The sequence below is a fragment of the Pontibacillus yanchengensis genome, from assembly GCF_009856295.1.
Lineage (GTDB): Bacteria > Bacillota > Bacilli > Bacillales > BH030062 > Pontibacillus > Pontibacillus yanchengensis_A.
The window spans coordinates 720,849-734,313 of record NZ_WMEU01000001.1 but is presented as its reverse complement, the minus strand read 5'-3'; the positions used below and the strand labels follow the sequence as shown (position 1 = coordinate 734,313).

Sequence of the window (13,465 nt, the reverse complement as noted above, 5' to 3'; positions counted from 1 at the left end):
ATCCGGGTGGAGAATGACATTTCATCAAGGGACTATTACAAAAAAATAACTTAAAAAACAGGCGATAATAAGTCGCCTGTTTTTTTATCTAAACACCTAATATATATTCAGCTCGTGTTACTTCCTCTTGAGACGGGGGAGAAACATCGTACAACGGGTAATCTAGATTGAGTTGATGCCATTTGTAAACGCCCATTTGGTGATATGGTAGAATTTCAACTTTTTCAATATTTCCTAATTGATCAATAAAGTTCTTCAATTCGTTTAACTCCTGTTCATCGTTAGTGAGACCGGGAATAAGGACGCGGCGAATCCATACTGGGATGTTTTTTTCTGCTAGGAACTTAGCAAAGGTTAAAATATGATCGTTTTTCATTCCTGTTAAGTTCTTGTGTTTTGTTGTGTCTGTATGCTTGATGTCTAATAGAACTAGGTCTGTATAGTTAAGCAGTTCATTCAGTTTTTTTAAAAACGTCGGACTTTGGTTGAAGCAACCACCAGATGAATCAATGGTTGTATGGAGTCCAATTTTCTTACACTTCTTGAATAGCTCAAGTAAAAAGTCAATTTGTAATAATGGCTCGCCTCCACTTACCGTAATGCCTCCATGGTCTTGGATATAAGGGAGGTAGTCTTGAATATCCTCTATGATCGTATCTACATCTTTTTCGTATCCCCCGTTGATATTCCAAGTATCAGGGTTATGGCAAAATTGGCATCGTAAGAGACAGCCTTGTAAAAATAAAACATAACGCAGTCCAGGACCATCTACTGTACCACATGTTTCAATTGAGTGAATTCTTCCTTTCATGAGTTCTACCTCCCTTTATTTACATTATTTGGGTTTATAATTTTTCGTGAAAAGTTCTATGGATGACATCAAGTTGTTGTTCTTTTGTTAATCTGACAAAGTTGACTGCATATCCGGAAACTCGAATTGTTAATTGTGGATATAATTCAGGATGTTCCATAGCGTGTAATAATGTTTCTTTTTCAAATACATTAATATTTAGATGGTGACCTTCTTTAACCGCATAGCCGTCTAGGATATAGACTAGATTGTCAATTCGATTCGTTAGCGTTTTACCAAGAGCTTTTGGAATGAAGCTAAACGTATTGGATATACCATCAAGAGCATATTCATATGGAAGTTTTGCCACACTGTTTAGCGATGCTAAAGCACCAGATGTGTCTCGGCCATGTAACGGATTGGCACCTGGAGCAAATGGTTCACCTGCTCTACGCCCATCAGGTGTATTCCCGGTCTTCTTGCCATATACCACATTAGATGTAATGGTTAGAATAGATAAAGTAGGAATCGCATTTCTATATGTTGGATGTTTTTTAAACTTATTCATAAATCGTTTCACAATGTCTACGGCAAGGTCATCGACTAATGAGTCGTTGTTTCCGTACTTTGGAAAATCACCTTCAATACGATAGTCCACTGCTAATCCTTCCTCATTACGGAGTACGTGAACTTTCGTATGTTTAATTGCGCTTAAGCTGTCAGCGACAACACTTAAGCCCGCTATGCCACCAGCCATTGTTCGCATTACTTCTGCGTCATGAAGAGCCATTTCAAACCGTTCATATGAATATTTATCATGCATGTAATGAATTGCGTTTAACGTGTTCATATACAATTTAGCCAGCCATTCTAGTACTAGGTCATATCGTTCCATTATCTCATCGAAAGCCAATATGTCTGATGTAATCGGACGGAGAGGAGGTGTCATTTGCATGTTTAGCTTTTCATCTATACCGCCATTGATTGCATATAATAGTGCTTTGGCTAAGTTAACGCGTGCACCGAAGAACTGCATCTGTTTGCCAATTTTCATTGCACTCACACAACAGGCAATACCGTAATCATCCCCGTACTGCTCGCGCATAAGATCATCATTCTCATACTGTATAGAACTACTTTCAATGGAGACTTTTGCGCAATACTTCTTAAAATTTTCCGGAAGTTTTGTTGACCACAATACAGTTAGATTAGGCTCAGGTGCTGGTCCTAAATTAGTTAATGTATGCAAAAATCGGAACGAACTTTTTGTTACAAGAGGGTCACCATGTAGACTAATTCCACCTATAGATTCCGTCACCCATGTTGGATCGCCACTAAACAATTCATTATATTCTGGTGTTCGTGCGAATTTCACAAGGCGGAGCTTCATTATAAAATGATCTATTAACTCTTGGGCTTCTTGCTCGGTCAGGGTACCCTCGCTTAAGTCACGTTCCATATAAATATCTAAGAAAGTAGACACACGACCTAAACTCATTGCTGCGCCATTTTGTTCTTTTATTGCAGCAAGATAGGCAAAATAAAGCCATTGAATAGCTTCTTGTGCGTTTTGGGCAGGTTTCGAAATATCAACCCCGTACGAGGCAGCCATCTCTTTTAATTCTTGTAGTGCACGGATTTGTTCAGCATGTTCCTCACGGCTTCTAAGAATTTCTTCTGTCATCACACCGTCATGTTCAAGTTGATTGTAATCTTCTTGTTTTTTCTCTAGTAAGAAATCAACCCCATAAAGGGCTACTCTTCGATAATCACCAATAATGCGTCCTCTACCATAGGCATCAGGAAGACCTGTAATAATTCCAGCCTTTCTTGCTTTTTTCATATCTTCTGTGTACACATCAAAAACACCTTGGTTATGTGTTTTGCGATAATCTGTGAAAATTCTTTCTGTCTCTTTATCTAAGGAGTATCCATATGATTCACACGCCATCTTTGCCATTCGAATGCCACCATAGGGTTGCATAGAACGTTTGAAAGGTATGTCTGTTTGTAGTCCTACAATTGTTTCTAGAGATTGATCAAGGTATCCTGGTCCATGAGAAGTAATAGATGATGGGATTCTAGTATCCATGTCCCATACTCCACCACGCTCAATTTCTTCTTTAGTTAACTTCATAACCTTCTTCCATAGTTCAACTGTCTTTGAGGTAGGAGCCTGTAAAAAAAAGTCATCACCGGTGTAAAGCGTATAGTTCTGCACGATAAAATCACGAACATCAACTTCTGATTGCCATTTTCCTTTACGAAAAAGTCTCCAAGGGGTTAGAGCAGTCGTAATCATTGTAAAACCTCCTTAAGGTTGTGTTTGGTTCTATTATCATTATATAGGAGATTTAATATTGTGAAGGTATTCACATATGAATGATTTATGAACTTTTTCTGGACGATAGTGACAAATATGTATAATGTTTAAAACAAATGTTTCTATAAGGGGATGAATGAAGATGAACATAGAGGAGCGAATCCGGCATCAAGATGCACTTAGTCAGAAATTATTGATGGACAATGGTGAACTATCTTCCCAAGAGATAACCGATTATTACATACAAAAAATCAAGCAATATAATTCTAAACTAAATGCAGTAGTACATACGATGTTTGAAGATGCTTCCATTACTTCAGAAAGAGCGAATACACATACCGGGACTTTAGCTGGTTTACCTTTTCTTATGAAAGATTTAAATCAAGTTAAAGAATATCCAGTATCTTCTGGTTCAAAAATGATGCAAGGTTATATTGCCAACGAGGATGATATATATGTAGAGCGATACAAAAAAGCTGGACTTGTATTTGTTGGGAAGACAAATACACCTGAATTTGGATTCCTTCCTACAACGGATCCTCGATACTTAGGTCCAGCACGTAATCCATGGAGTTTGTCCCTCTCAGCAGGGGGCTCGAGTGGAGGATCAGCGGCAGCAGTTGCATCTGGTATGATTCCTTTTGCTCATGGAAGTGATGGTGGAGGTTCCATACGCATCCCAGCCTCTTGTTGTGGTGTGTTTGGATTGAAGCCTTCCAGAGGTCGTGGTCCTTATGGAATTTATATGAATGATTTTGCGGTAAGTCATGCCTTAACAAGATCGGTCAGAGATAGTGCGGCGCTTTTAGATGTCATAAAAGGAAAAGGAGTTTATGAGGGGTATCCTTCCTTTGGGGAAGATGATTTGTTCTTAAATGAAGTGTACAAACAACCAAGAACGTTAAAGGTTGCAATTTCACCGGACTGGAATCATCAAGTTACCATCTCAGAAGAAAATCGTGCGGCTTTATATAATACGGTTACACTTTTGAAAGAGTTAGGACATGATGTTAGCTATGAGACACCAGAGTTTGACTTTTTTCAATTCGCTAAAGATTTTATTACTGTTTGGATTGGAAGTGGGTCGGTTATTATTAAGCATATGGGGTTACTTGCTGGAACAATACCGGGCGATGAAAATCTAGAGCCATTATCCTATGATGTCTATATGAAAGGAATGAGTTTAACAGCTCTAGAGTATGAAGAGGCACGAGTTCGGTTGCAACTGACAGGTAAAAAAGTTTTAGCTTTTCATGAAAACTATGATATCCTTGTCACTCCAGTATTGAACGGACTTCCTGCTGAAGTTGGAGCATTTGATAATCAGAAGGATGCTGAAGAAGATATGTTCGATACGATGCTTAATTATGTAAGCTTCACCCAACTTGCTAATGTTACCGGTCAACCGTCGATGAGTGTACCCTTATATTGGACAGAAACGAACATCCCTATTGGAGTTCAATTTACCGGCAGAGTAGGGGATGAAAAGAAGTTATTCCAATTAGCGGCTCAGTTAGAAGGTAAACAACCTTGGATTCATCGTTATGATGAGATTGATTTGATGAATACATAAATCCAGTCACAAGCACGCACTATATAAAAGTGTGTGCTTAATTTATGTGGTTTAGATAACTCTTTAAGCTACAATGGTCAAGCTGGAAATAGAATGGTATTTTTATAACTATCTTATGAAGCAATAACATCTTTGCAACAACAAAACGCTAATCATTTTTTGGAAAAAAGGTATGCAACTACTGTCATGGAGGCTTTTTTAATTATGTCATAGTGAGTTTGTCAAACGTGCATTTAGATTGTATTGAGAAAAGGGGTGTAACCGCTTTACTATAAAAGTACAGATAAAAAGAAAAAAGAGACGACAAAGGAGGAACAAAATCATGAGTGAACAACAAACGGGAATTAGAGCAAAAGTTCAAAAGTTTGGTAGCTTTTTGAGTGGCATGATTATGCCAAACATTGGCGCATTTATCGCATGGGGACTAATTACTGCATTTTTTATTGAAACAGGTTGGACGCCAAACGAAGACCTAGCTCAGCTTGTTGGTCCAATGATTACGTATCTATTACCACTATTAATTGCATTTACTGGTGGTCGATTAGTGCATGGACTTCGAGGTGGAGTAGTAGGTGCCACTGCAACCATGGGGGTTATCGTAGGTGCTGATATCCCGATGTTCATGGGAGCAATGTTAATGGGACCACTTGGTGGTGTCACCATCAAGTATATTGACAAGTTCTTTGAAGGAAAAGTTCGATCAGGATTTGAAATGCTAGTGAACAACTTTACAGCAGGTATCGGTGGAGGACTATTAGCCATGTTTGGCTATTACATCATCGGACCTATCGTAAATGGTATAACAAACGTATTAGCTTCTGCTGTTGAAGTACTAGTGAACGCAGGTCTATTACCACTTGTTAATATCTTTATCGAGCCTGCGAAAGTATTGTTCTTAAATAACGCGATTAACCATGGTATCTTAAGTCCAATTGCTGTGGATCAGGCAGAAAATACAGGACAATCCATTTTATTTCTATTAGAAACAAACCCAGGTCCTGGACTTGGCGTACTATTAGCATTCATCGTATTTGGTAAGGGCGTATCCAAGCAATCAGCTCCAGGTGCTGCTATTATTCACTTCTTTGGAGGCATTCATGAAATTTATTTCCCTTACATTCTTTCTAAGCCTTCATTAATTTTAGCTGTTATTGCTGGTGGTGTAACAGGAACATCAACATTCGCACTACTTAATGCGGGATTGACGTCTACACCTTCACCGGGTAGTATTCTTGCACTCCTTGCTCTAACACCAAAAGGGAACTTCATCCCTGTCATACTAGGAGTACTTCTAGCAACTGTTGCTTCCTTTATCGTCGCTTCCATTATTCTAAGATTAAGTAGTCAAGAGGAAGAAGATATTAATCAGGCTACAGAAAAGATGGAAGAAATGAAAGGCAAGAAAAGTAAAGTTTCTGACAAAATAAAAAGTGAAGAGTCATCCGAAGAGGTTGAAAACTCTAAGCAAGCAGTAGAGCAAGGACAAGATACTTCCGTTTCAGGTGAAGTACCTGATGTGGACCAACAAGAAGTGCAGAAAATCATTTTTGCTTGTGATGCTGGTATGGGATCCAGTGCAATGGGGGCATCGCTATTGAAGAATAAATTCAAGAAAGCAGATATCAATATTGATGTAACCAATATGGCCATCAATGATCTTCCAAGCGATGTTGATATTGTTATCACTCATAAAGATCTAACAGAGCGTGCCGTGCAGAAAGTTCCAAATGCTCACCATATTTCAGTTGATAATTTTCTAAATAGTCCTAAATATGATGAACTAGTTAGTGAGTTGAAAAATGAATCCTAAATAAAGTGGGGAAGAGTCTGGTTTACTGAATCAGACTCTTTCTTTGACCAAGGGGCTCTGAGTTTTTCTTTATAAGTAAAGAAAGCGTAAGTTCTGGCTCTTACATGACTAGCTTCAGCGCCCAGCGACTAGCAACTTTCTGTTCCTCTTTACGATAAGTCAATATCGAACCAACCCATATCGTATGGGCCCTAGTATATATGTTGCTAAGAGGTCACCTGAGCTATTGTTCTTACAATTAAATTTTGTCACATAAAGCAAGACGAAGTTGATTTTTCTTAGCATTGTATCTCTATTAGTATTCGTTTTATGATAAAAGTATAGTCCTGAATCATATTGCAGCTTCAGGAAGGGAGGTGGAGCAGGTGTGTATATGACAGGTCGTGAACGGAAGATAATCGAATTTTTTTTAGAAAATGAAGAAGTTCTTTCTATTAAGGATATTGCTGATACGTTAGAGGTCAGTACGCGTACCGTTCATCGAGACATTAAGGGCGTTGAAGAAGTGCTTCAACAATTTGATTTAAAACTCGAAAAGCTTTCAGGGCAAGGATTAAGGATTGAAGGTACAAAGGAAGCGAAACAACAAGTTAAACAAACAGTGTATCAACAAAAGATTATTGATTATACACCTGAAGAACGACAGGTTATTATATTGTCCAGATTGCTTGAAGCGGGAGATCCAGTTAAATTGGTGGTGTTAGCCAATGAACTTGGTGTCACTGTGGCAACCATCAGTAACGATCTTGATAAGATTGAAGGGGATTTAGTTTCCTCAGAGCTCCAACTTATACGTAAGAGGGGATACGGAGTTCAGTTAGAAGGTGAAGAAGCAAAAATCCGGGAAGTCATTAGCTACCTTATTATGGAGCATATGGATGAACTTGATTTCTTAACGTTTCTTCAGCAAAATATGGGGGACTATACAGAGGATTCATTAAATAAGGTATCCGAGCAGTTGTTAGGCCTTGTAAATAAAGAAAAGCTAAAGGCAATTAAGATACATGTTGATGAGGTCCGAAAAAGGTTAACTTATCACTTAGCTGACAATGCTTATGTAGGACTTGTTGTACATTTAGCTCTCGCGTTAGAACGGATTCAAAAAGGCGAAACGATTGGGATGAATCAAGAATATTTGAATACCCTTAAATCTTCAAAAGAATATGTCATAGCAGAGCACCTAATTAACAAACTGGCGCATACGTTTGACCTTTCGATTCCAGAAGCCGAGACAGGATATATTACCATGCATTTAATGGGTGCAAAAGCCAGATACAATCAAGGCCAGCTATTAGAGCATTCAAGTTTGAGCATTGCTTTTAAAGCAAAGCAATTGATTGCCACAGTATCGAAACGAATGGGTGTAAATCTGAATAAATCAGAGCGATTACTTAATGACCTTGTCGTTCATTTAAAGCCTAGTGTGTATCGCCTTCAACAAAAAATGGAGATACACAATACCTTAACGGAACAAATAGAGAGGGACTACCCTGAATTGTTTTATACAATAGAGGCTTCACTTCATCACGTTTTCCCACAATTTCAATTTCCAAAAGAGGAAACAGCTTTTGTCGTGATGCACTTTGCTTCAGCTTTACTCAATGTTGAGAACACAAGAGGTCTAAGAGTTCTTGTTGTATGTGCGAGTGGTATCGGAACAGCTAAGATTTTGGCTGCTAAATTAACAAAACAATTTAAAGAAATAGAAGAAGTCGAGCATCATTCCCTTTTTGATTTGAATCAAATTGATACAAAAGAATATGATCTTATCATATCGACTGTGGGACTGGTTGAGTATGAAGACTATGTGCAAGTAAGCCCAATTTTACCAAAACAAGACATTCACAAAATTGAACATGCAATAAGACGGGTACAACTTACCGGTCAAATAACGAGAAATAATTCACAATCAGTAGAAAAAGAGGAAGAAGACGAAACACTACAAGCTATACGCATGTCCATTGAGTCGGTTCAACGTTATGCCAATACGATTAGTCAACTTTTGAATGGGATAATGGTGCAAAACATCACTGCTCCAAATGTGGAGCTAACTATAGAGAAGGCCGCTGACCAATTGCAAAAGGCAGGGATCATAAAAGAGAAATCGCCAGTAGTTCAACACCTAATGGATAGGGAGGAAATAGGGGGGCTTGGGATACCAGACACTCATCTTGCTCTCTTTCATGCTAGAAGTGATGCCATTGATCAAGCCTCCTTCTCCATTCACATAATAGATGAACCGTTGACGCTAAAAGGGATGGACAACGAAGACATGAGCGTCCATACGGTTTTATTGATGCTTGCACCAAAGAATATGCATCAAGAGGGATTAGAGGTTTTGAGTTTTATTAGCTCATTAATAGTAGAAGACGAAGAAAGCACCAATGTACTTGAATCAAAAGATGAAGAGAAAATGATTCGGTACTTATCAAATCAGCTTCACCAATTCTTTAAAACCAAACGGTCATAAGGAGGAATTACAATGTCTACAATTTTAAAACCAGAAAACGTTGAATTAAACCAAACACTTTCTAGCAAGGAAGAAGCCATCCGCTATGTAGGTGAGATCTTGAACAAAGAAGGTTATGTAAGTGAAGATTATATCGACTCTATGATTCAACGTGAAGAAGTGACTTCTACTTATATGGGAAATTACGTCGCTATTCCACATGGAACTGAGGATGCGAAGAAATCTGTGCTAGAAACAGGTCTTTCTGTCGTAACGGTTCCAGAAGGTGTTGATTTCGGTGATGGAAATATCGTGAAATTACTGATTGGCATTGCTGGTAAAGGGGATGAGCACCTAGAAATTCTCTCCCAAATTGCGTTGGTATGCTCAGAAGAAGAAAACATTCAGAAAATCTTAGACGCTCAATCTAAAGATGAAGTGATTGCCCTTTTCAGTGAGGTGAATTAATATGAGAGCTGTTCATTTTGGTGCAGGTAACATTGGAAGAGGTTTTATAGGGGAACTACTGTATGAATCAGATTACGAGACCATTTTCGTTGATGTTAATGAAGCATTAATTGATCAATTAAATGAACGTCGATCCTATACGGTTGAACTAGCTGGAAGCGATGAAAAAATAGATGTAAACAACGTGAGCGGCTTAAATAGTATGAGTCAAACAGAGGCTGTTGTTGATGCAATTGTAGATGCTGATATTATTACAACCGCTGTTGGACCACACATTTTACCTGCTATTTCAAAGGTCATCGCCCAAGGCTTACAAAAGCGTCTTGAGAAAGGGAAAGCTCCGATTAATATCATTGCATGTGAAAATATGATTGGTGGCAGTGAAAAGCTAAAAGGCTATATTTTAGGCCATATCACTGATCAGCAAGAAGCTTTTGAACAGAATGTAGGATTTCCTAACGCAGCAGTAGACCGTATCGTTCCAGATCAAAACAACGACGATTCATTAACTGTTAAAGTTGAGCCTTATTATGAGTGGATTGTGGAAACTAGTGACATCAAAGGGGAAAAGCCTCCTGTACATGGAATTAAATATGTAGCCGATTTAACACCATTCATTGAACGCAAACTATTCACAGTAAACACTGGACATGCAGGAGCAGCTTATTTAGGCCGATACCACGGTCACCAAACCATTAAACAAGCAATGGATAACCCGTCCATAGTGGAAAAAGTACGTGCCGCTCTTCATGAATCTGGAGCTGTGTTGATTGAGAAATATAACTTTTCAAGAAGCGAGCATCATGAATATATTGAAAAAATTATTGAACGGTTCTTAAATCCTGACCTATCCGATGAAGTTACAAGAGTTGGAAGAGCACCAAAGCGTAAGTTAGGTTCTAATGATCGTCTCATTCGACCGACTCTTGAGTATATTAAATGGGTAGGAAAAGATCCAGAAAACCTATCTGAAATTATTGCAGCTGCTCTTTTATATCAAGACGATAATGATGAAGAAGCTTCAGCACTTCACCAATCTGTCCAGGAAAAAGGAGCTCTTGAAACGTTAAAAGACATAGCGGAATTAGAAGATGACAGCCGTTTAATACAGGCAGTGGAAACAAGATTAAATGAAATGAAATAATAGGTGAAGCGTCCCTTGGAAGGGGGCGCTTTTTTGTATGTAAAATAAGGTTAGTAAGTTAAAATGAGGGGAAAGGTTTCGTATTATCTTTACATAGTGGAAGGTGAAACGACTTGACGGCATTACAAATTATTCTCTTACTATTGGTAGGTTATATTTTATTTACGATTGATAAAAAGCAAGAAAATTTTCCGGTACCTGTAGTGTTGTTATTGGCTGGAATTTCTTTGTCGTTCATTCCATTCTTTCATTCCATTGAGATTGACAAGACCATCATTTATGATTTCTTTTTGCCAGCACTTTTATTTGTATCAGCTTATCGTTATTCTCCAAATGCCTTAAGGGAACATGGTGGCATCATAGCTGCATTAAGTACAGTAGGGTTGGTCATGACAGCGATTCTATTTGGATTTATGGTATATGTGGTAGGAGGGGAGTTCGTCACAATTTCGCTTATAGGATCTCTTGTTATTGCTTCAATCTTAACACCTACTGATCCTGTATCTGTTGTATCGATACTAAAACAATCTGCAGATAACCCAAAGGTTGCCGATGTGGTAGAAGGAGAATCCATGATTAATGATGGGACGAGTATCGTACTATTCACCGTCTTAGCTGGAATGTTTATAAATCATGAATCCTTCTCCTTTTTCAGCTTTCTAAGTGAGTTTTTGCTTGTTTCTATTGGTGGTGCAATACTTGGATTGTTTTGTGGATGGACCGTTAGTCACGCTGTTCATATAACCCATCATAGAGAATTCCAGGTAATGTTAAGTATTATTCTAGCTTATGGTATTTTTCATATTGCAGAACATATTGGCGTATCTGGTGTATTGGCGACAGTTGCATCAGGTATAATGTTGTCATGGGAATTCGAACATACGAATCAGGAAGATCATTATAGAGAAGCGTTGGATGGCTTCTGGGGAGTGGTGGAACCTACCATCTTAGCGCTCGTGTTCTTACTAATTGGAATAGAAGCTACCAGTTACTTATCCATGGAGAACTGGAAGCTTGTCCTTCTACTTTTTATATCATCTCTCTTGATTCGTTTTGTAATTATCGCAGGGATCATTCAATTCTTCCCTTCTTGGAGAAAAGAAATCGATTGGCGTGAAATAACACTCATTAGTTGGTCAGGAATTAAAGGAACCATGTCAGTGGCTTTATTGTTAAGCTTGAAAGCAGATGTAACTTCAAATGGAGAAGTTGATCTTTTGATTTCGATTTCATTTGCCGTTGTGGTGTTATCATTAGTTATTCAGAGTTTAGGTATATATCCCTTGTCTAGAATGTTGCGGAAAGACTAAGATTCCATGAAGAATTCGATCCCATAGCATGCGAATGATATTCATACAGAACAGTAAATTTTTTTATTGTAATTTCACATATATGGGAATCATTTAAAAGATCCTAACGCTATATTGCGTTAGGATTTTCCTTTTCAGTATAGTTGCTTAAGCTTCAACTGCTTCAGCAGTGTTATTCTGCTTTTTTCGATTGGGGTTGGTATTATTAATAAACATTGCAAGGATTACACCAATAAATCCTAACCCTGTAGCAACCATGAAAGCAATATTCACACCATGAATCATACCCTCTATCCGGGTAGGGGATGTATTTGGTGTCGCGCTATTTGTCATGACCGTTACAAGAATCGCTGTACCAATAGAACCAGCTACCTGGCGCATCGTATTGCCCATTGCTGTTCCGTGTGGAATTAACTTTAAATTAAGTTGGTTTAATCCAGCTGTCGTTACTGGCATCATGACCATAGATACTCCGAACATCCGTATCGCATATACAACTGTTACGTATGTCAGCGTGGTATTTGGCTCTAAACTTGTGAAAAAGAAGGTCGTTACAGTAATAATGGACATGCCAGTTAAAGCTAACCATTTTGCTCCTACTTTATCAAAAATCCTACCTGTAATAGGTGACATGATTCCCATTGCTATAGCTCCAGGAAGAAGTACTAGCCCTGATTCAAGTGCTGTGTACCCTAACATTTCCTGCAAGTAAATAGGTAAGATGGTTTCAGCACTAATCATAGAAATGAATACAACCATAGCGACAATGGTGGTAAAAGTAAATACTGGGTATTTGAAAACCCTGAACTCCAAAATAGGTTGATCTAACTTTAGTTGTCGCAGGATGAATATCGTTAGTGAGATTGCACCAACAATAAGGCTTAAGAGTACATTAACACTTAACCACCCATCCGTTCCTGCAATGCTAAAGCCATATAATAATCCTCCAAATCCGAATGATGAAAGAATGATGGATGTGATATCTAACTTTGGATAACGTCGTTCGGTTACATTTTTTAATACAAAATAGGCAACAACTAAATCAATTATAGCGATGGGTAACACAACGAAGAAAAGGGATCTCCATGGGAGAAAACCAATTAACCATCCAGATAATGTTGGACCAATAGCTGGCGCAAAAGCAATAACCAAACCAACTAATCCCATTACTTGACCACGTTTTTCAACGGGAAAGATAGTTAGAAATACAGTCTGCATTAAAGGCATCATAATTCCGGCACCACTTGCTTGAATGACTCGACCTACCATAAGTGATGCGAAGTCTGGTGCTACAGAAGCAATAATCGTTCCAATTGTAAAAAGGCCTATAGCACTTAAGAATAGTCTTCTAGTTGTAAATGTTTCAATGAGAAAAGCAGTGATTGGTATCATTATCCCGTTTACAAGCATGAATACTGTCGTAAGCCATTGTGCTGTGTTAGCTGTAATGTCCAAATCGTTCATGATATGAGGTAGAGCTGTAGCTAGTAGGGTTTGATTTAAGATGGCAACAAATGCGCCAATAATTAAGACAGCAACAATAGGTTTTTTATTGAAGCTTTGTCCTGGTTGAATATCTTTATCAGACATGATGGACT

At 38.3% G+C, this 13,465-nt stretch carries 9 protein-coding genes; 6 read left to right on the top strand and 3 right to left on the bottom strand.

Annotation, left to right across the window (positions count from 1 at the left end):
• Nucleotides 1-88: 88 nt before the first annotated feature.
• Together pflA and pflB are read right to left on the bottom strand one after the other, a co-directional pair.
• On the bottom strand, nt 89-811 hold the full coding sequence (pflA, locus tag GLW08_RS03540; protein ID WP_160847187.1) for a pyruvate formate-lyase-activating protein: 723 nt from the start codon (nt 809-811) through the stop codon (nt 89-91).
• Nucleotides 812-845: 34 nt separating this feature from the next.
• A complete protein-coding gene (gene pflB / locus GLW08_RS03535) occupies nt 846-3,092 on the bottom strand; it encodes a formate C-acetyltransferase (protein ID WP_160847186.1) in 2,247 nt (748 codons plus the stop codon).
• A gap of 163 nt (nt 3,093-3,255) precedes the next feature.
• Between pflB and GLW08_RS03530 the strand changes: the two genes are divergently transcribed.
• The 6 genes from GLW08_RS03530 to GLW08_RS03505 all read left to right on the top strand — a co-directional run bounded on the left by GLW08_RS03530 (nt 3,256) and on the right by GLW08_RS03505 (nt 11,867).
• Nucleotides 3,256-4,686 carry an amidase gene (locus GLW08_RS03530; protein WP_160847185.1) on the top strand — a complete coding sequence of 477 codons (1,431 nt, stop codon included), beginning with the start codon at nt 3,256-3,258 and terminating at the stop codon, nt 4,684-4,686.
• A 322-nt stretch (nt 4,687-5,008) separates the two neighbouring features.
• A complete protein-coding gene (locus GLW08_RS03525; protein ID WP_160847184.1) occupies nt 5,009-6,496 on the top strand; it encodes a PTS mannitol transporter subunit IICB in 1,488 nt (495 codons plus the stop codon).
• A 373-nt stretch (nt 6,497-6,869) separates the two neighbouring features.
• A complete protein-coding gene (locus GLW08_RS03520; protein ID WP_237458344.1) occupies nt 6,870-8,966 on the top strand; it encodes a BglG family transcription antiterminator in 2,097 nt (698 codons plus the stop codon).
• A gap of 12 nt (nt 8,967-8,978) precedes the next feature.
• The gene (locus tag GLW08_RS03515) at nt 8,979-9,413 is read left to right on the top strand and encodes a PTS sugar transporter subunit IIA (RefSeq protein WP_160847182.1); all 435 of its coding nucleotides are present in this window, start codon (nt 8,979-8,981) and stop codon (nt 9,411-9,413) included.
• A 1-nt stretch (nt 9,414) separates the two neighbouring features.
• Nucleotides 9,415-10,557, top strand: coding sequence for a mannitol-1-phosphate 5-dehydrogenase (locus GLW08_RS03510; RefSeq protein WP_160847181.1), 1,143 nt, complete (start codon nt 9,415-9,417; stop codon nt 10,555-10,557).
• Between the two features lie 113 nt (nt 10,558-10,670).
• Nucleotides 10,671-11,867, top strand: a complete 1,197-nt coding sequence (locus tag GLW08_RS03505) for a cation:proton antiporter (RefSeq protein ID WP_160847180.1) — start codon at nt 10,671-10,673, stop codon at nt 11,865-11,867.
• 147 nt (nt 11,868-12,014) lie between these two features.
• On the opposite strand, the gene GLW08_RS03500 is transcribed toward GLW08_RS03505, so the two are convergent.
• A complete protein-coding gene (locus GLW08_RS03500; RefSeq protein WP_160847179.1) occupies nt 12,015-13,457 on the bottom strand; it encodes a DHA2 family efflux MFS transporter permease subunit in 1,443 nt (480 codons plus the stop codon).
• Between the last annotated feature and the right edge of the window lie 8 nt (nt 13,458-13,465).